Source organism: Arthrobacter sp. MSA 4-2, from assembly GCF_016405885.1.
Lineage (GTDB): Bacteria > Actinomycetota > Actinomycetes > Actinomycetales > Micrococcaceae > Arthrobacter_D.
The window spans coordinates 90,279-109,222 of sequence record NZ_JAEKGC010000010.1 but is presented as its reverse complement, the minus strand read 5'-3'; the positions used below and the strand labels follow the sequence as shown (position 1 = coordinate 109,222).

General features: G+C 65.5%; 18 protein-coding genes and 2 tRNA genes. 8 read left to right on the top strand and 12 right to left on the bottom strand.

Going from position 1 to position 18,944, the window contains the following annotated elements; all coding sequences use genetic code 11:
* Positions 1–62: 62 nt before the first annotated feature.
* Positions 63–992 (top strand): hypothetical protein, encoded by a 930-nt coding sequence (locus I6N91_RS12490; protein ID WP_233091807.1) that lies wholly within the window; start codon positions 63–65, stop codon positions 990–992.
* 93 nt (positions 993–1,085) lie between these two features.
* On the opposite strand, the gene I6N91_RS12485 is transcribed toward I6N91_RS12490, so the two are convergent.
* The 12 genes from I6N91_RS12485 to dnaA form a co-directional block, all read right to left on the bottom strand.
* Positions 1,086–2,000 (bottom strand): DMT family transporter, encoded by a 915-nt coding sequence (locus I6N91_RS12485; protein WP_198812991.1) that lies wholly within the window; start codon positions 1,998–2,000, stop codon positions 1,086–1,088.
* A gap of 122 nt (positions 2,001–2,122) precedes the next feature.
* Positions 2,123–2,195 (bottom strand) — tRNA-Ala (locus tag I6N91_RS12480).
* 44 nt (positions 2,196–2,239) lie between these two features.
* Positions 2,240–2,356, bottom strand: coding sequence for a DLW-39 family protein (locus I6N91_RS17180; RefSeq protein ID WP_210252841.1), 117 nt, complete (start codon positions 2,354–2,356; stop codon positions 2,240–2,242).
* Between the two features lie 37 nt (positions 2,357–2,393).
* Positions 2,394–2,467, bottom strand: a tRNA-Ile gene (locus I6N91_RS12475).
* Positions 2,468–2,553: 86 nt separating this feature from the next.
* The gene (locus I6N91_RS12470; protein ID WP_198812988.1) at positions 2,554–3,081 is read right to left on the bottom strand and encodes a DUF3566 domain-containing protein; all 528 of its coding nucleotides are present in this window, start codon (positions 3,079–3,081) and stop codon (positions 2,554–2,556) included.
* Complete coding sequence (gene gyrA / locus I6N91_RS12465) at positions 3,078–5,735, bottom strand: DNA gyrase subunit A (protein ID WP_198812985.1); 2,658 nt, start codon at positions 5,733–5,735, stop codon at positions 3,078–3,080. Before gyrA ends, I6N91_RS12470 begins: the two co-directional genes overlap by 4 nt.
* 81 nt (positions 5,736–5,816) lie before the next feature.
* Positions 5,817–7,892 carry a DNA topoisomerase (ATP-hydrolyzing) subunit B gene (gyrB, locus tag I6N91_RS12460; protein ID WP_374058948.1) on the bottom strand — a complete coding sequence of 692 codons (2,076 nt, stop codon included), beginning with the start codon at positions 7,890–7,892 and terminating at the stop codon, positions 5,817–5,819.
* Between the two features lie 240 nt (positions 7,893–8,132).
* Entirely contained in the window at positions 8,133–8,786 is a 654-nt protein-coding gene (locus I6N91_RS12455) for a DUF721 domain-containing protein (RefSeq protein WP_198812982.1), read from the bottom strand.
* Positions 8,770–9,954: a DNA replication/repair protein RecF gene (gene recF, locus I6N91_RS12450; RefSeq protein ID WP_198812979.1), complete on the bottom strand. Its 1,185-nt coding sequence runs from the start codon at positions 9,952–9,954 to the stop codon at positions 8,770–8,772. Before recF ends, I6N91_RS12455 begins: the two co-directional genes overlap by 17 nt.
* A 10-nt stretch (positions 9,955–9,964) precedes the next feature.
* The gene (gene gnd / locus I6N91_RS12445; protein WP_198812976.1) at positions 9,965–10,861 is read right to left on the bottom strand and encodes a phosphogluconate dehydrogenase (NAD(+)-dependent, decarboxylating); all 897 of its coding nucleotides are present in this window, start codon (positions 10,859–10,861) and stop codon (positions 9,965–9,967) included.
* 48 nt (positions 10,862–10,909) lie between these two features.
* Positions 10,910–12,034: a DNA polymerase III subunit beta gene (gene dnaN / locus I6N91_RS12440; protein WP_198812973.1), complete on the bottom strand. Its 1,125-nt coding sequence runs from the start codon at positions 12,032–12,034 to the stop codon at positions 10,910–10,912.
* Between the two features lie 555 nt (positions 12,035–12,589).
* Positions 12,590–13,999 (bottom strand): chromosomal replication initiator protein DnaA, encoded by a 1,410-nt coding sequence (gene dnaA / locus I6N91_RS12435; RefSeq protein WP_198812971.1) that lies wholly within the window; start codon positions 13,997–13,999, stop codon positions 12,590–12,592.
* A 480-nt stretch (positions 14,000–14,479) separates the two neighbouring features.
* Between dnaA and rpmH the strand changes: the two genes are divergently transcribed.
* From rpmH to I6N91_RS12400, 7 genes are all read left to right on the top strand, one after another.
* On the top strand, positions 14,480–14,617 hold the full coding sequence (gene rpmH / locus I6N91_RS12430) for a 50S ribosomal protein L34 (protein WP_055854070.1): 138 nt from the start codon (positions 14,480–14,482) through the stop codon (positions 14,615–14,617).
* Positions 14,618–14,701: 84 nt separating this feature from the next.
* Positions 14,702–15,064, top strand: coding sequence for a ribonuclease P protein component (gene rnpA / locus I6N91_RS12425; RefSeq protein ID WP_198812969.1), 363 nt, complete (start codon positions 14,702–14,704; stop codon positions 15,062–15,064).
* Positions 15,058–15,420, top strand: a complete 363-nt coding sequence (gene yidD, locus I6N91_RS12420; protein ID WP_198813122.1) for a membrane protein insertion efficiency factor YidD — start codon at positions 15,058–15,060, stop codon at positions 15,418–15,420. Before rnpA ends, yidD begins: the two co-directional genes overlap by 7 nt.
* A gap of 6 nt (positions 15,421–15,426) precedes the next feature.
* Positions 15,427–16,389: a membrane protein insertase YidC gene (gene yidC, locus I6N91_RS12415; protein ID WP_120165924.1), complete on the top strand. Its 963-nt coding sequence runs from the start codon at positions 15,427–15,429 to the stop codon at positions 16,387–16,389.
* The gene (locus I6N91_RS12410; RefSeq protein ID WP_198812967.1) at positions 16,386–16,931 is read left to right on the top strand and encodes a R3H domain-containing nucleic acid-binding protein; all 546 of its coding nucleotides are present in this window, start codon (positions 16,386–16,388) and stop codon (positions 16,929–16,931) included. The genes yidC and I6N91_RS12410 overlap by 4 nt, the downstream gene beginning before the upstream one ends.
* Complete coding sequence (gene rsmG / locus I6N91_RS12405) at positions 16,924–17,598, top strand: 16S rRNA (guanine(527)-N(7))-methyltransferase RsmG (protein ID WP_120165926.1); 675 nt, start codon at positions 16,924–16,926, stop codon at positions 17,596–17,598. Before I6N91_RS12410 ends, rsmG begins: the two co-directional genes overlap by 8 nt.
* A gap of 331 nt (positions 17,599–17,929) precedes the next feature.
* On the top strand, positions 17,930–18,817 hold the full coding sequence (locus I6N91_RS12400) for a ParA family protein (protein WP_198813120.1): 888 nt from the start codon (positions 17,930–17,932) through the stop codon (positions 18,815–18,817).
* Positions 18,818–18,944 lie beyond the last annotated feature (127 nt).

The following is an 18,944-nucleotide window of genomic DNA, read 5'->3' as shown; positions in this document are numbered from 1 at the left end:
GTGAAAACCTTGGAATCCTGAGGGATGAATAGCAAGGCCTGCGGATAGCACGTAGGCTGACCATGACGAGTCACGATCTCCTGGAGGTACTTGTGAAGAAGAACGAAAAGACCGCGCCCGGATTCGAAGAAGGCGTTCTGGCGGGCATCGCGGCCGCCCGTGGCTGGGCAATCCCCTATGTCGGCGCCGCCTACGGCTGGACGAAGCCCCGTTGGGACAAGGGGGTGCAGACGGCCTCTCCGATGATTCAGGAGAGCATGAGGAAGGCCGCGACCGGGGTGTCCACCCGATACGCCACGGTCAGCCCCCTGATCCAGGAGCGGCTGGACCGGGTCGGACCCCGGATCACCCAGGTGATCGACACGACCACCCCGAAGGTTCAGGAAACTCTCGGCAAGGCCGGTCCCGCCCTCACCTCGGCCAAGGGGAAGGTTGTTGACGGCTACATCCCCGCGCTGTCCTACAAGCTCGGCGAGGCGGCCGATTCGGCGTCCCGCTCGGTTGCGGTCGCCACCATCCCGCCGGCGGTCGCCTCCATGGTCACCCGCGTGACCGGAGACAAGAAGGCAGCGCGCAATGCCCAGAAAGCCTTCGTCGCAGCGGGGCTGCAGGCCTCGAAGGAGCTGAAGAAGCGCCAGCAGGAGCAGGCCAAGAAGGGCAAGGGCTGGCTGATCGTCGGAATCATCGCCGCGGCGGTCACCGCCGGCGTTGCCGCCTGGCGTGCCTCCAAGCCCGTCGAGGACCCGTGGAAGACGCCGGCCCCAGTGACCCAGAGCACCACCACCCCGCCGTCGACCACGACGACGCCGGTCACTCCGACCACGGCAACGACGACAACCACCACGGCCACCACGGGAACCGGAACCTCGGGTCCGGACCTGACGGCCGCATCGGAGCAGGCAAAGGCCGCGAACAAGAAGGTCAAGGACGCTCCCGTCGATCTCTCCGACACGGCCAAGCACGCCGCGAAGCCGAACGACGCCACCAGCTAGGACCTTAACGATCCTGCGGGAGCGGGAAGGGCAGCCGGATACCGGCCGCCCTTCCCGCTCCCTTTTGGTTAAACGCACCCTCTGAAGGCGGCCTCAGTCCCCGCCGAGCGCCGGCGGTGCCTCGACCGGCCGGGCGGCCGTGCGGCCCGCCGGGCGGGAACGTGCCTGCCCGCGGACCACGACGGCGAGGCCGACCAGGATCAGCAGCAGCCCCGCGTAGGTTCCCGCCGGGAGCTGCTCGTCGAGGAAGACCGCGGCAAGGAGCGCGGCACCGGGGATTTCGAGGAGGATGATCATCGAGATCACCAGCGGGCTCATCACGGCGAGCAGATGATTGAACACGCTGTGGCCCATGATCTGGGCCACGAGGGTCACCCCGAGGATCCCGAGCCAGGCCGCCGGTGAGAATCCGGTCAGCGGCTGGCGGAACAGCAGGCACATCACGAGCAGGATGACGGCGCACCCACCGTAGCAGAGGGTGGTGTACGTCCCGGTGGACATGGTGCGCCGGGCTGTCGCGCCGGCCATCTGGTAGATCCCGGCGAGGGCACCTCCGGCCAGGGCGAGGACGTCACCGAGGATCGCCTGGCCGGAGAGCTGCAGGTCGAATCCGGTGATCACGACGACCCCGGCGAACGCGATGGTGAGCCCGGTGACCACCACGCCCGGAGGCCGTGACCCACGCACGGCGTTGAACAGGGCGATCCAGGCCACCTGGAGGCAGACCAGGGCGGTCGCTGCGGCCACCGACGTCAGCTTGAGTGAGGTGATGAAGCAGGCGAAGTGGAGGGCCAGGGCCGTCGCCGCGGTGAGGAGGCTACGGAAGTCAGACCGGCCCAGGGCACGGAACTCGGCGCGTTTTGAGACAGCCGCGGGTCCTCCCATGATCAATGCGCCGATCGAGTTGCGCCAGAACGCGATGGCTAGGGCCGGCGCCGCCGTCGCGGCCATAATGGGCCCGGACGCCGACACACCGAGGACGCCGAGCACCGAGAGGAAAATGATCACCCTGCAACCCTAGAGCAGCCGAAGGATGCCACGGTACGGAGGCGGGAGGGAGGCGGGAGGGAGGTGCGGCGGCCGGAGACAAAGAAAAACCCCGGTCCGTAGACCGGGGTTTTTCCCTTCGGTGGAGGCACGGGGACTCGAACCCCGAACCCCCTGCTTGCAAAGCAGGTGCGCTACCAATTGCGCCATGCCCCCGTGATGAGCCTCAGCCGGTTCGATCGAACCGCTGCGGCCCGGAGCTATCCGACCTCGTCGGTCGCTTTGCTCCAGACTGCCTTTTCCTTCTCTGAATCCTGCCACCGCTTGTAAACCAAGACGCCTGCTGCAGCAGCTGCGGCAATCAGCAACTTCTTCACATTCGTCTCCTAGCAGTTGCCTGCGGTGGTGGATCCGTGGGCGTACCAGGACTTGAACCTGGGACCTCTTCGTTATCAGCGAAGCGCTCTAACCGCCTGAGCTATACGCCCCGATACCTCATCGGGCCGAGATACGACTTTACAGCAGGAACTCGGCAAACCTCAAATCGCCGTCCCCGGCCCGATGCCCAAAAACCTTAGTCGTCGGTAAGGGTGACGCCGATACCGCCGACAAGGGCCGAGGAAATGTTGTACAACACGGCCGAAAGCATCGCCAGGGCCGTCAGGAGCACCACATTGACGACCGCGATGATGGTGGCGAAGGACACAACCTGTCCCAGCGAGGCGAACTGCCGCAGATCGAAGCCGCCGCTCTCGGTGCCCGCGATCTCACGCAGAAGGTCGTTGACCCCGTCGAAGATGCCGGTGAGGTCCAGGACGGTCCAGATCACGATGGCGGCGACCACCGTGACGATGCCGAGGGCGACCGACAGCAGGAAGGCCATCTTCAGCACCGACCAGGGGTCGACCTTGCTCACCAGCAGCCGTGCCTTGCGCGCCTTGGCCTTCGGGGCCGGCTTCACCAGTCCGGGCCGGGTCCCCGGTCTCGCCGCCTGTCCTGCCGAGGGCCGCTGCGCCGGGCGGGCCGGCGCGTTGACCCGCGGACCGCTTCCAGACGAACGCACCGTTCCGCTGGACCGCGGGTTTGTGTTGGCCGAGCTCACTCGCTACCTCCGTTTTCCGGCGACTCAGCATCGGGCTCAGCCGTTTCATCTGTCGACAACGGTACTTCATCGATGTCCGCCGACGAAGCGCCGCCCACCGTGCCGTCCGGCGCGACCTCAAGGATCTGTGCTTCCTCAACCGCGTCGTCATCAACGGCCATCGACCGCTCGCTGTTGCGCGCCACCCCGATAATACGGTCCTTCTTGTCCGGCTTGGCGAAGATGACACCCATGGTGTCGCGGCCCTTGGCCGGGACGCCGGTGACCGCCGAGCGGACGACCTTCCCGCCCTCCATCACCACGAGCACCTCGTCGCTCTCCTGGACGACGAGCGCGCCGACGAGGTCGCCGCGCTCCTCCGCGAGCTTGGCCACCTTGATCCCCAGCCCGCCGCGCCCCTGGACGCGGTACTCGTCGACCTTGGTCCGCTTGGCGAAACCACCCTCGGTGACGATGAAGACGAAGGAGTCGTCGCTGACGACGGCGGCGGCGAGGAGTTCGTCGTCGGCCCTGAATTTCATTCCGGTCACACCCGAGGTGGCCCGGCCCATGGGGCGCAGCGCCTCGTCGGTGGCGGTGAAGCGCAGCGACTGCCCCTTGCGGGAGACAAGCATCAGGTCATCGGATTCGGAGACCAGCTGGGCCGAGACCAGCTCGTCGCCGTCGCGCAGGTTGATGGCGATGACGCCGGCCGAACGGTTGGTGTCGTAGTCATCGAGCCTCGTCTTCTTCATCAGGCCGCGCTTGGTGGCAAGGACAAGGTACGGGGCCTGCTGGTAGTCACGCAGGTCCAGGACCTGGGCGATCGTCTCGTCCGGCTGGAAGGCCAGCAGGTTCGCCACGTGCTGGCCCTTCGCGTCCCGGGCGGCCTCGACCAGTTCGTAGGCCTTCGCCCGGTAGACCCGCCCGAGGTTGGTGAAGAACAGCAGCCAGTGGTGGGTGGTGGTGACGAAGAAGTGCTCGACGACGTCGTCGCCGCGCAGCTGCGCACCGCGGATGCCCTTGCCGCCGCGGGCCTGCTGGCGGTAGTTGTCACTGCGGGTGCGCTTGACGTATCCACCGCGGGTGATGGTGACGACCATCTCCTCCTCGGGGATGAGGTCCTCCATGCTCATGTCGCCGTCGTAGCCCATGAGGATCTCGGTGCGGCGGTCGTCGCCGTGCCGGTCGACGATGTCCTGGAGCTCGGTCGAGACGATGGAGCGCTGGACCTCCGGGGAGGCGAGGATCCGCTGGTACTCGGTGATCTCCCGCTCGAGCTTGTCGTGCTCGTCCTGGATCTTCTGCCGCTCCAGGGCGGCCAGGCGGCGCAGCTGCATGTTCAGGATGGCCGCGGCCTGGACCTCGTCGATGGAGAGCAGGGTCATCAGTCCACCCCGGGCGTCCTCCACCGTCTGGGAAGCGCGGATCAGGGCGATGACCTCGTCGAGGGCGTCGAGGGCCTTGAGGTAGCCGCGCAGGATGTGGGCCGCCTCCTCCGCCTTGCGGAGGCGGTAGCGGGTGCGCCGGACGATCACTTCGAGCTGGTGGGTCACCCAGTGCCGGATGAACGCGTCGAGGCTCAGGGTGCGCGGCACATTGTCGACGATGGCGAGCATGTTGGCGCTGAAGTTGTCCTGCAGCTGGGTGTGCTTGTACAGGTTGTTCAGCACGACCTTCGCCACGGCGTCGCGCTTGAGCACGATCACCAGGCGCTGCCCGGTGCGGCCGGAGGTCTCATCGCGCAGGTCGGCGATGCCGCTGATCTTGCCGTCCTTGACCAGGTCGGCGATCTTGATCGCCAGGTTGTCAGGGTTCGCCTGGTACGGCAGTTCCGTGACCACCAGGCAGGTGCGGCCCTGAATCTCCTCGACATTGACCACGGCGCGCATGGTGACCGATCCGCGGCCGGTCCGGTAGGCGTCCTCGATGCCGCGGTGCCCGAGGATCTGGGCGCCCGTGGGGAAGTCGGGGCCCTTGATCCTCACGATCAGCTCCTCGAGCAGTTCCTCCTTGGAGGCCTCGGGGTGCTGCAGATACCACTGGACGCCGTCGGCAACCTCGCGCAGGTTGTGCGGCGGGATGTTCGTGGCCATGCCCACCGCGATGCCGGAGGAGCCGTTGACCAGCAGGTTGGGGAAGCGGGACGGCAGGATTGTCGGTTCCTGGTTCTTGCCGTCGTAGTTGTCCTGGAAATCGACGGTCTCCTCGTCGATGTCGCGGACCATCTCCATGGCCAGCGGGGCCATCTTGGTCTCGGTGTACCGCGGGGCGGCCGCACCGTCGTTGCCCGGGGACCCGAAGTTGCCCTGGCCGAGGGCGAGCGGGTAGCGCATCGTCCAGTCCTGGATGAGGCGCACCAGCGCATCGTAGATCGCGCCGTCGCCGTGCGGGTGGTACTGGCCCATGACCTCACCGACGACGCGGGCGCACTTGTTGAAGGAACGCTCGGGGCGGTACCCGCCGTCGAACATGGCGTACAGCACCCGGCGGTGGACCGGCTTCAGCCCGTCCCGCACGTCGGGAAGGGCACGCCCGATGATGACGGCCATGGCGTAGTCAAGGTAGGACCGCTGCATCTCGGTCTGCAGGTCGACCTGTTCAACGCGGTCGGTCAACACCTCCCCGGCCAGGATCTCGTCGGGTGCGGCTCCGTCATTCGGCGTCTCGCTCATAAGTCCTTATTCCATTTCGTTCAAATGTTTACCGCGGACAGGGGCACCGGGCACCGGAACGAGCCGGCACCCGGTGGATCCCTAGATGTCCAGGAAGCGCACGTCCTTGGCGTTCTGCTGAATGAAGTTCCGGCGGGACTCGACATCCTCACCCATCAGCACCGAGAAGACCTGGTCGGCAGCGGCGGCGTCGTCCATGGTGACCTGGAGCAGCGTGCGGCGGTCGGGGTCCATCGTGGTTTCCCACAGTTCGGTGTAGTCCATCTCGCCGAGACCCTTGTAGCGCTGGATGCCGTTGTCCTTGGGCATGCGCAGGTTGTTGGCAAGGCCCTGCCGGATGGTCTCGTCGCGCTCCTTGTCGCTGTAGACATAGGCGTGCGGGGCGTTGGACCACTTGATCCGGTAGAGCGGCGGCTGGGCCAGATACACGAATCCGCTCTCGATCAGCGGGCGCATGTAGCGGAAGAGCAGTGTCAGCAGCAGCGTGGTGATGTGCTGACCGTCGACGTCGGCATCGGCCATCAGGACGATCTTGTGGTACCGGGCCTTCGCGACGTCAAAGTCCTCGCCGATGCCGGCGCCGAAGGCCGTGATCATCGCCTGTACTTCGCTGTTGCCCAGCGCCCGGTCGAGGCGGGCCCGCTCGACGTTGAGGATCTTGCCGCGCAGCGGAAGGATCGCCTGGGTCTCGGGGTTGCGCCCGCGGACGGCCGAACCGCCTGCGGAGTCGCCCTCCACAATGTAGATCTCGGACTTGGCCGGATCCTTCGACTGGCAGTCCTTGAGCTTGCCCGGCATTCCGCCGGACTCGAGCAGGCCCTTGCGGCGGGTTGACTCGCGGGCCTTGCGGGCGGCGAGGCGGGCCTGGGCGGCCTGGACGGACTTGCGGATGACATCGCGGGCGGGGCCCGGGTTCCGCTCAAGCCAGTCTCCGAGCTGGTCGGTGACGACCCGCTGGACGAAGCCCTTGGCCTCGGAGTTGCCCAGCTTGGTCTTGGTCTGGCCTTCGAACTGCGGTTCGGTGAGCTTGACGGAGATGACGGCCGTCAGGCCTTCGCGGATGTCGTCGCCGGTCAGGTTGTCGTCTTTTTCCTTGATGATGTTCTTGTCGCGCGCGTACTTGTTGATCAGCGTCGTCATGGCAGCACGGAATCCCTCTTCATGGGTTCCGCCCTCATGCGTGTTGATCGTGTTGGCGTAGGTGTGGACGCTCTCCGAATACGCAGTTGTCCACTGCAGGGCGACCTCGACGGCGATCTTGCGGTCCGTGTCCTCGGTCTCGAACCCGATGATGTCCTCGTGGATCACCTCGACCCGCTTTGAGGAGTTCAGGTGCCGGACGTAGTCGAGCAGCCCGTTCTCATAGAGGTACTCGACCTGGCGGTGCTTCGGGGTGTCATCCTCGGGCGCCTCGCCGGGCTCGTGGTGCTCCGTGATCTCGTCGGTCTCAATGTCAGCGCGCTCGTCGAGCAGGGTGATGCGCAGTCCCTTGTTGAGGAAGGCCATCTGCTGGAACCGTGCACGCAGGGTCTCGTAGTCGAACTCGACGGATTCGAAGATCGTCTCGTCCGGGTAGAAGGTCTGGGTGGTGCCGGTCTCCGAGGTTTCCTCGCCCCGGCGGAGCTCGCCGACCGGCTTGCCGCCATCGGCGAAGGACTGCCGCCACACGAAACCCTGGCGCCGCACCTCGGTCTCGACCCGCTTCGAGAGGGCGTTGACCACAGAGATGCCGACGCCGTGAAGACCGCCGGAGACCGCGTAGCCGCCGCCGCCGAACTTCCCGCCCGCGTGGAGGATGGTCATGACGACCTCCACGGTGGGCCGGCCCTCGGTGGGGTGCATGTCCACGGGAATACCGCGGCCGTTGTCGATCACGCGCACCCCGCCGTCCGCGAGAAGGGTCACCTCAATGGTGTCGGCATGACCGGCAAGCGCCTCATCGACGGAGTTGTCCACCACCTCATAGACAAGGTGGTGGAGTCCGCGGGGGCCCGTCGACCCGATATACATGCCTGGGCGTTTACGTACCGCCTCAAGGCCTTCGAGCACCGTGATATCGCTGGCGCCGTAGCTGTGGGAGGTCGCTGCGGAGAGGGCGGGAGACTCGCCAACCCCAATCTTGACATCGCTAGCGTTCAACTCGTTCTCGTTTGCCACAGGCGCAGTCGACTCCTCAATGTGTTTATGCGGGGGAAACCTCTTTATTCTACCCTGCGGCAGGGCTCAATCCCGCACAGACCCGCCTCTAGCGGCCAAGAATGGCGCTTTTAAGCCAACAGCAGGACGCCGGTAGGGGCCGTATACGTCGGAAAGGCTCCCGGGACCTCTACCCGCCGCTCACGCGATTTCAGGAGCGGGCCGGAATTTGCCGGCCGATCCGGCCGTCGGTGACGCCGGTCACCCGTAGGTGTCCCGCGGGCCGCGGCCCTTCACCGAGCGTCCGCCCTTGCGCCAGCTTGGGCCCGCCGGCCCCACCACCGAGATGCGGGTGACCACCTTGGGTCCAAGCTCGGCGTCGAACCTGCGCAGCAGGTCCGGACTGATCAACCGGAGCTGGGTGGCCCAGGCGGTGGAGTCGCAGCGGACCAGCACCGTGGTCCCGTCGAAACTCTCAGGATGGCAGTGGGAGGCGATTTCCGAACCCACGAGCTCGGTCCAGCGCGCCAGCACCGACCCCACGGCGACGGGGGAGTTCCAGCCGCGTTCGGCGAGCAGTTTGTTGAAGACCTTCCCGAGGCCTTCGGGATCCCGCCCGCCGTAGACCGGGGCCGGGGAGTAGCGGCGCCGGGAGGCCGCCGGGGCGCGGCGGCCGACCGGCACCCGTGGTGTGCCGCGGGACTGCGACGCATCCCGAAGCCGGTTCAGCAGCGCTTCCGGTGCGTTCTGCTCGACGCCGACGGGAAGCCCGCCGTCCCCGGCCGGGGTCCGGCCGGGCGCAGCACCCGGGGACCCGGGCTCCGCGCCGGCGCCCTCGTTCACCCCGTCCGCGGGCGCGTCCCCGGTGTCAGGTCCTGTGTGCCCGCTGCCCGATCCGTCAGCCTGCCTCGGCATCGATTCCTCCAGGAACGACGCGGAGCTGCCGCCCTGTCAGCTCCTCCGGAATGTCCCCGGGAACGGCGGCGGTGACAAGCACCTGCTCCGCGCCGGAGACGATCTTCGCAAGTTTTCTCCTCCGCTGAGTGTCCAGCTCCGCGAAGACATCGTCAAGGATCAGCACCGGGCTCGCGCCGGGGGTCTGGTCCTCCTCATTGAGCAGGTAGTAGGAGGCGAGGCGCAGCGCCAGGGCCATCGACCAGGTTTCCCCGTGGGAGGCGTATCCCTTGGCCGGGGCCGGTCCCAGCATGAGGCTCAACTCGTCGCGGTGCGGTCCCACCAGGGAGATTCCCCGGTCGAGCTCCTTCTTGCGGTGCTGTACCAGCGCCTCGAGGAAACGGTCTGTCAATTCCGCGGGATCCGCGCCGTGAAGTTCCCCGGCGCGGATCCCGGCGGCATCCGGGTCCTCGTCGTCGAACAGGCCCGCCACCGTGGCCCGGTAGGCGGCCGACGCCTCCTTCGATCCGTCGGTCAGCTGGGCGTAGGCCAGCGCCAGGTGCGGCTGGAGCCTTTCGACAAGGCCCAGCCGTGCGTAAAGGAGGCGTGCCCCGGTTTCGGCAAGGTGCTGGTCCCACACCTCGAGGGTTGCCTCGTGAGCTCCCGAGAACCGCCCGGCCGCCCGGGCGGATTTCAGCAGCGCGTTGCGCTGCTTGAGGACCCGCTCGTAATCGGCGCGTAGGGCGGCCTGGTGCGGAACCAGCGTGACGAGGACCTCGTCGAGGTAGCGCCGCCGGACGGCCGGATCGCCCTTGACGAGGGCGAGGTCCTCCGGAGCGAAGAGCACGGTCTTGAGGATGCCTGCGGCCGCCCTCGCCCGGACCGGGTTCGCCCGGTTGATCCGGGCGCGGTTGGCGCCGGCGGCATTGATTTCCACCTCGACGCTTGTCCGCTGCACCCCGCGGACAAGCTTCCCCCGCACCAGCGCCCTCTCAGCGGAGAAACCGATGAGGGGCTTGTCGGTGCTGACCCGGTGCGAGGAGAGGGACGCAAGGTACCCGATGGCCTCGACGATGTTGGTCTTCCCCACGCCGTTGGGTCCGACGAACACCGTCACGCCGGGATCCAGCCCGGTGTCGAGCTGGTGGTAGCTGCGGAAGTCGGTGAGCGATAGGTGCTCTATGTACACCGGCCCCCGCTCAGGCGGGATCCTGGCGGGCCGGGCGTACCGCGTGTCCACCGAACTGGTTTCGGAGGGCCGCGACCATCTTCATCGCCGGGGAGTCATCCTGCCGCGAGGCGAAGCGGGCGAAGACCGAGGCGGTGATTGCCGGGGTGGGCACGGCGTTGGCAATCGATTCCTCGACGGTCCAGCGTCCCTCACCGGAATCTTCGACGTAACCGGCAACCTTGGCGAGTTCGGGGTCGTCCTGCAGCGCGTTCACCATGAGGTCGAGCAGCCAGGACCGGACGACCGTTCCCTTCTGCCAGGCGGTGAAGGTTCCGGGCACGTCCTTGATGATGTCCTTGGCCTGGAGGAGTTCATACCCTTCGGCGTAGGCCTGCATGAGCCCGTATTCGATGCCGTTGTGGACCATCTTGGCGTAGTGTCCGGCGCCGATATCCCCGACGTGGACGAAGCTTTCGTGCCGCTCGCCCTCGGGCCGGAGCGCATCGAAGATCGGCATGGCGCGGGCGACTTCGGCGTCGCTGCCGCCGACCATCAGGCCGTAGCCGTTCGCGAGGCCCCACACACCGCCCGAGACGCCGCAGTCGAGGAAGGAGATGCCGTGCTCGGCGAGGAGTGCACCGTGGGCCTGGTCGTCCGTGAAACGGGAATTGCCGCCGTCGATGACGAGGTCGCCTTCCTGCAGTGAGCCCGACAGCTCGCGGATGACGTTGTCGGTCACAGCTCCGGCGGGAACCATCACCCAGATGATGCGGGGGGCCGGGACTGCGGCTACCAGCTCATCAAGGGAGGACACATCGGTCAGCTCCGGGTTCCGATCAAACCCGGTGACGGTTACGCCCCCACGGCGCAGCCGTTCCCTCATGTTGAAGCCCATTTTGCCTAGTCCGATAAGGCCAATATGCATTGCATCTACTCTTTCTACCGTGGGGGTCGGCCGGCGTAACGCCGGTCCTTACTGGTTCGGAAGCCGAACGGGCATCAGCAGGTACCGGTAGTCTTCCCGGTCCTCGCCTGTGGCTTCCTCCTGTGCCGACATGACAGCCGGTTTTGGCGGGGAAGTGAACGAAAAGCGCACGAACCTGCTGGGGAAGGCGCCGAGGCCCTCGCTGAGGTACTGCGGGTTGAACGCGACGGTGATGTCGTCGCCGTCAAGGGTCGCCTCGATGGCTTCGGAGGCCTGGGCGTCCTCGCCGGTGCCAGCGTCGAGGGCCACCTGTCCCTGGGTGAAGGCCAGCCGCACCGGGGTGTTCCGTTCGGCCACCAGCGACACACGCCGCACGGCCTCGACGAGGGCACTGGTTTCGACGGTGGCGTGGATCGGCGTGGTTTCGGGGAAGAGGGACCGGATCTTCGGGTAGTCCCCATCGACCAGCAGCGAGGTGGTCCGACGGCCGCCGCTTTCGAAACCGATCAGTTCGCTGTCATCGGAAAAGGCGATGTTCAGGTCGCCGGCGCCGCCGAGGGTCTTGGCGACCTCGTTGAGGGTCTTGGCCTTGACCAGGGCGCTGGTGGAGATGCCCGGTGTGGAAGGCTTCCAGGACACTTCCCGCAGGGCCAGCCGGTACCGGTCGGTGGCCAGGAGCGTGATGAGGTCGTCTTCGATCTCCATGCGGACGCCGGTGAGGATGGGCAGGGTGTCGTCGCGGCTGGCGGCGATGATCACCTGGGAGACGGCCTGGGCGAAGGCATCGCCGTCGACGACGCCGCTGACGGCGGGGAGCTTCGGCAGCTCGGGGTATTCGCCTTCGGGCATGGTGGCGAGGTTGAACCGGCTGTTCCGGCAGGTCAGCGTGACTTTCGAGCCGTCAGTGGCCACCTCGACGGGCGCCGAGGGCAGGCTGCGGCAGATATCGGCAAGCAGGCGCCCCGAAACGAGGATGGTTCCTTCCTCGCTGATGTCGGCGGGGATCTCCAGGCGCGCCGAGATTTCGTAGTCGAAGCTCGCCAGGGAGAGGGCTCCGCCCTCGGCCTTGATGAGCAGCCCTGCCAGCACGGGAACAGGTGGGCGCGGGGAAAGGGAGCGCGCTGTCCAGGAGACAGCCTCCGCGAGAACGTCCCGCTCAACTCTGAATTTCACGGAAGGAAGCCGCCTTTCACAAAGTACCTCTTGAGTACAACCACCGACATGGACGTACGTGGGCGGGGTCCGGTGTCTGTGCGGAAAGAGAATCCGGGAGGGCACCGTTGACCCCAACCCTGCTTGGAACACAGCTTAGCCTGAGCCGCCGGGTCCCGTGGATGGGTGCCATCGGAAGGGCCGGGGCCGGCCGGCACAACCGGGAGGAGCGACCCGGAACGGGTCGGGTCCGGGCCCGGACCGGGGTGCAGGAACACGAGAGTGTTATCTGAAGAACTTTTTGAAGTTTAAGGTTCGTAGTGTTAATAACTGCTGTGGAAACTGTGGATAAGTCCGTCCGCCGCCCGTAGTCCGCGGATCTGCCCTGTGGACAAGCTGTGCGTCCACAGGCCACCCTGGAAGCCGCCCCTGTGGGGGAAATCCTTGTCATTTCGCGGATCCACAGGGCAGGTGGGGGTTTTCCTCAGGTTCCGGCAGGTTGTTCCGGGGGTTATCCACAGTTGTGTCCACAGCTGTTAATTTCCCGCCCGTCGGGCGGTCCCCCGTCGGGCGGTCTCAGGCTTCCCGCTGCTTGTGTTTGATGCGGTTTGTCAGTTCGGTCACCTGGTTGAAGATCGCCCGCCGCTCGGCCATGAGTTCGCGGATCTTGCGGTCGGCATGGATGACCGTCGTGTGATCACGGCCACCGAGCTCCTGGCCGATCTTGGGCAGGGACATGTCGGTCAGTTCGCGGCAGAGGTACATGGCGATCTGCCGGGCCGTCACCAGGGTGCGGGTGCGGGACTTGCTGCACAACTCCTCGAGGCTGATCTGGAAGTAGTCGGCGGTCTGGGCCATGATCACCGTCGAGGTGATCTCCTGTGCGCCGTCATCGGAGATCAGATCCTTGAGCACTATCTCGGCCAGGTTCACGTCGACCGGCTGCCGGTTCAGGCTCGCGAAGGCGGTGACCCGGATCAGCGCACCCTCAAGTTCCCGGATGTTCGTTGCGATCTTGGACGCGATGTACTCAAGGACGTCATCGGGTGCGCTCAGGCTGTCGCTGATCGCCTTCTTGCGCAGGATGGCGATACGGGTTTCGAGTTCGGGCGGCTGGATATCGGTGAGCAGGCCCCACTCGAACCGCGACCGCATGCGCTCCTCGAAGCCTGAAAGCTGCTTCGGCGGCAGGTCCGAGGTGATCACCACCTGCTTGTTGTGGTTGTGCAGCGCATTGAAGGTGTGGAAGAACTCCTCCTGGGTCCGGTCCTTACCGGAGAGGAACTGGATGTCATCGATGAGCAGGATGTCCACATTGCGGTAGGTCTGCTTGAAGCTCGTGCCCTCATCGTCGCGGATCGAGTTGATGAAGTCGTTCGTGAATTCCTCGGAGTTCACGTACCTCACACGGATGCCGGTGTAGAGATGCCGGGCATAGTGGCCGATCGCGTGAAGGAGGTGGGTCTTGCCAAGGCCTGAGTCACCGTAGATGAACAACGGGTTGTAGGCCTTGGCGGGAGCCTCGGCGACCGCGACCGCGGCGGCGTGCGCAAACCGGTTCGATGAGCCGATGACGAAGGTATCGAAGATGTACTTGGGGTTCAGCCGGCCGAACTCATGGGAGTTGCTTGGCGGCGTCGGCGAGGGCTTCGGTTCTTCCCGCTGTTCCGGGGAGGGCGCCGATTCCGGAACCGGCTCCTCCTCGGCGACCGGAGTGAGATCGGGGTCGATGACGAACGCACACTGGATGTCCTCCCTGAACACTTCGTGCAGGGCTTCGTCCAGTGCAGCCTTCAGCTGGGTCTGGAGCACCTCGCGGGTCAGTTCATTCGGGACGGCGACCAGCATTGTGGTGCCGATCAGTCCCTGGGCCTGAGCCAGAACGACGAATCCGCGCTGCCTCGGAGTGACGCGATCGTCATGCTCAAGGGTTCGGATCACCTTCCGCCATGAGCTGCCGACGTCGTTGACCTCGTCCGTTTCCACCACAAATACCCCTCAAAGCTTCACAATCCGCACTTGAAAATGGCCGTAATCCACAGGGTTGTACACAGATGGTGGATAAACCGGCCCTGCCAAGACTAGAGGATGGAAACTACAGAAGATAGCGGTGAAACCGTGGACAAAGCAGGGCCCGGGACGGCCCGTCGAGGCATTCCGGCGCTACCCGGCGCGGTACGGAGGCCGCCGATTGTCCACAGGTGGATGTCCACAGGTGTGGATGATGCAGTGGATGGAGCCCGCCGCCGGCCGGTTTGACGCTGCTGTGTCCCGTCGCCTAACGTTATGTAGTCCTTTATGTCTGCATTTCGCATGCCATCACGACTGTTCCGGGTAGTAAGAGGCCTCGGATGCGTGCTGGCGTTTCGAGCGTTCTGCGGGTGTGCACCTTAATCGCGTCAGTCTGTTCTTCCCCCTTGTTGCAATGGGCCGGACGCATCTCAAGATCGTCTTGGAGTAAACACAGTGAGCAAGCGGACCTTTCAGCCGAATAACCGCCGTCGTGCCAAAAAGCACGGTTTCCGCCTTCGCATGCGTACCCGCGCAGGCCGTGCCATTCTGTCGGCACGCCGCAGCAAGGGCCGCACCGAACTGTCGGCATAGCGGTACAACCCTTTCCGCGATGAAGCCCAGCCTGGATCGCGCGGAGTTCGATACTTTTCCGGTTCCTTAGGAGAGGCATAGTCGATGCTCGCGAAGATCCACCGGGTGCGCGTCGCCGGAGATTTTGCACGGACCGTACGTTCCGGTGCCCGCTCAGGGCGCCGGAACGTCGTCTTATATGCCCTGCCCCGTCCGAGCGGGCCCAGCCGGTGCGGATTCATCGTCGGGAAGAACGTTGGGAACGCCGTGACGCGCAACCTCGTCAAGCGAAGGCTGCGTGCCGCGGCCGCGGCCTTCATCGCGCGCAACCCGCAGGGGCTCGACCTCGTGGTCCGCGCCCTTCCCGCTTCCGCCCTCGCGGGGTGGGATGATTTGAGCAGCGACTTCGATAAGGCGGCGGCCGGCGCGCTCCGGCGCTGCAGGGACAAGGGAGACACGGGATTGTGACGGCGACCGGACCCCGGTACTGGAGCCTCCTGCGCGATGCGCCCCGTGGCCTGCTGATCCTGCTGCTGAAGGTTTACCGGAGGATCGTTTCCCCCCTCTACGGACCGGTCTGCCGGTTCTACCCGAGCTGCTCGGCCTATGCACTTGAGGCGGTCACCGTCCACGGCGCCCTCCGGGGAAGTACGCTTGCGGTGAAGAGGGTCCTGCGATGCCATCCCTGGAACGACGGCGGCGTGGACCACGTGCCAGAGGGCGGCAGGATTTTTCCCGACGGGAAAGTGCCCGCGATAGTTGTGTTGAACCACCCGGTGATTCCGGACGATGACGAAGGCCGCCTGAGCGGTTCGAGGAGCTAACTGATTATGGATTTCTTCGGGACGATTCTGTTCCCCTTCCGGTGGCTGGTGTCCTGGATCATGGTGATGTTCCACGAGGGCTTCACCTTCCTGGGACTCGACGCGGCGTCGGGCTGGACCTGGACGCTGTCCATCATCGGCCTCGTCGTGGTGATCCGGGCGGCCCTGATCCCCGTCTTCGTCAAGCAGATCAAGGCCCAGCGTGGAATGCAGGCCCTGCAGCCGGACCTGCGCAAGCTCCAGCAGAAGTACAAGGGTAAGACCGACCAGCTCTCGCGTCAGGCAATGACGCAGGAGCAGATGGCCCTGTACAAGAAGCACGGGACCAACCCGTTCGCGGCGTGCCTGCCCATCCTGATCCAGATGCCGTTCTTCTTCGCCCTCTTCACCGTCCTGAACGGAATCTCGAAGGCGAGCAGGGAAGGCGAAGGCATCGGTGCCCTCTCACCCCAGGAAGTGCGGCAGTTCGACGACGCAACCATCTTCGGTGCGCCGCTGTCCTCAACCTTCCTGGGCAGCTTCGGCGGCAACATCAACCTGAGTGTGATCATCCTCTCGGTCCTCATGATCATCGCCATGACGGCCTCGCAGTTCATCACCCAGAAGCAGATCATGGCGAAGAACATGTCCGAGGAGGCGATGCAGAGCCCCTTCATGCGTCAGCAGAAGATCATGCTCTACATCCTTCCCCTGGTCTTCGGCATCGGTGGCATCAACTTCCCGATCGGTGTCCTGATCTACTGGACGACCACGAACATCTGGACGATGGCCCAGCAGTTCTACGTCATCCGGCGCATGCCTACCCCCGGCTCCCCGGCTGCCAAGGCCCTCGCCGAGAGGCGCGCCAAGAAGGGGCTCCCGGCTGTCCCGCTGCTCGGCGAGCGGAAGGGTGAACCCGTCGTCGAGACGGTCGCACAGCCTCGAGTCCAGCGGGTCCAGCCCCAGCGCAAGAAGAGGAAGAAAAAATGAGCATCGATAACGAGCGCCCGGAACCCGCGGACATCACGGAGGAGGACGGCGACGGCGCCTCCAAGGCCTCCCGCCTCGAGGACGAGGGCGATGTCGCTGCCGACTATCTCGAAGAGCTCCTCGACATCGCCGACATCGACGGGGACATCGACATCGAGGTCCGCAGCGGGCGCACCTACATTTCCATCGTCTCCGAGGACCGCAGCAACAACGGGCTGAAGGCCCTGGTCGGGCGCGACGGCGAGGTGCTTGAGGCGCTTCAGGAACTCACCCGGCTGTCCGTGCTGACTGCAACCTCGAACCGCTCCCGGCTCGTCCTCGACGTCGACGGCTACCGTGGTGTACGCGGTGACGAGCTCCGGAAGATCGCTGAAGACGCTGTGGCCGAGGCGAAGGAGTCCGGTGCCGAAGTAGTGCTTGAACCGATGAGCGCCTACGAGCGGAAGATCGTCCATGACGCCGTGGCCGAGCTCGGGTTCGTGAGTGAGTCAGAGGGCGAAGGCCCCGGCCGCCACATCGTGGTTTCCACCGCCGATGACTGAGGACCCTCAGGTCTCCGTCGGCGGAACGCCTCCGGCAGTGCTTCCCACGGACGCGGAACGGAAGGCAGCCGAAGCGGTGTTCGGCGAACGGTTCGCCCTGGCGGAGCGCTTTGTTGAGCACCTTGCCACCTCCGGCATCGAGCGCGGGCTGCTGGGTCCCCGCGAGGTCCCGCGGCTGTGGGGGCGGCATGTCCTCAACTGCGCCGTCGTCGCCGAGCTGATCGGGAACGGTAAGTCCGTGTGCGACGTCGGAAGCGGCGCGGGCCTGCCCGGGATCGCCCTGGCCATCGCCCGTCCCGACCTTTCCCTTGTGCTGGTTGAACCACTCGAACGCCGGGTGGCCTGGCTCAATGAGGTCGTCGAGGATCTCGGCCTCGATAACGTCTCGGTCCATCGGGCCCGCGCCGAACAGGCCGTCAAGTCCGTCGATGTCGATGTGGTCACCGCACGGGCTGTCTCGGCGATGTCCAAGCTGGCCGGCCTCACCATGCCCCTGCTTAGGGGCGAGGGCCAGGTCCTCGCCATCAAGGGCCGCAGCGCCGCCGAAGAAGTAGCCGACGCCCGGAAGGTCATCCGCCGCCTGGGCGGCAGCAGCGTCGAGATTGTCACGGCAGGCGAAGCCGTGCTGGAGGAACCGACGACGGTGGTCCGCATCACCGTCGGCTGATCCCGGCGTCGGCTGCGGGTCCTGGGCGGAGAGCCGGTGGCCGGATCGCCGCGCGGGAACGCCGGCAAGTTCAGGCAACCCGTTAGTCTTAGAGGTAACAGTGCCTGGCATGTTGGAAGTGAGCTACCGAGTGACTATGAAAGACACCGCATCTAAGCGGAACTCGACCTTGTTGGTTGCGGGATCGCCGCTGGCGGTAGGACTCGGGGAAATTCAACCGGAAGTGTTTGCAGATCCGGCGAACACCGGAATCGTTTCACGTGAAACAACCTTCTCACTGTCCGACTCCACGGATGCTCCGGCCAAGAAAAGCGGCAGGGGCAACAGCGTGATGGAAGCGATGGATGAATCCTCCCCGCTGGGTCGGGAGCTGGCCAGTGAGACCCGGCGGCGGGAGAAGCTGCTGGGCCGCGAGCTTCCGCGGCCTGAGTCCACGCGCGTGGTCACCATCAGCAACCAGAAGGGCGGAGTCGGTAAGACCACGACCACCGTCAACATCGCCGCCGCACTCGCCACCTCCGGCCTCAACGTGCTGGTGATCGACATTGACCCCCAGGGAAACGCGTCCACCGCGCTGGGCATCCCCCACCACGCCGAAGTCGACAGCATCTACGACGTCCTGATCGACGACCTGCCGTTGAGCCAGGTTGTGGCACCATGCCCCGACATCGACAACCTGATCTGTGCGCCGGCCACCATCCACCTCGCGGGCGCCGAAATCGAGTTGGTGTCCCTGGTCGCCCGGGAGCAGCGCCTGCGCCGTGCCATCGACGTGTACGCCAAGGAGCGCGCCGAAAACGGTCAGCCCCGCCTTGACTACATCTTCATCGACTGCCCGCCGAGCCTCGGACTGCTCACGGTCAACGCGTTCGTCGCGGCGCGGGAGGTTCTGATCCCGATCCAGTGCGAGTACTACGCACTTGAGGGACTGAGCCAGCTGCTGAAGAACATCGAGATGATCCAAAAGCACCTCAATGCGGATCTGGTTGTCTCAACGATCCTGCTCACGATGTACGACGGGCGGACCAACCTGGCCGCCCAGGTGGCCGCCGAGGTGCGGGAACACTTCCCGAAGCAGGTCCTGAAGGCAGTCGTACCTCGTTCGGTTCGAATTTCCGAGGCCCCAAGCTACCAGCAGACCGTTATGACCTATGATCCGTCATCGTCCGGTGCCCTGTCCTACCTTGAGGCCGCAGCGGAAATCGCCGAACGTAGTTAGCCTGAACGGGTGCCGGCTGAGCCGCCCCTACACTGTTCCTAGCGTCGTATGTCGCGAACTTAAGCCGTTCGCAATCTGAAAGGGTAACCAATGGCGGAAAAGCGCCGGGGTCTTGGCCGTGGTCTGG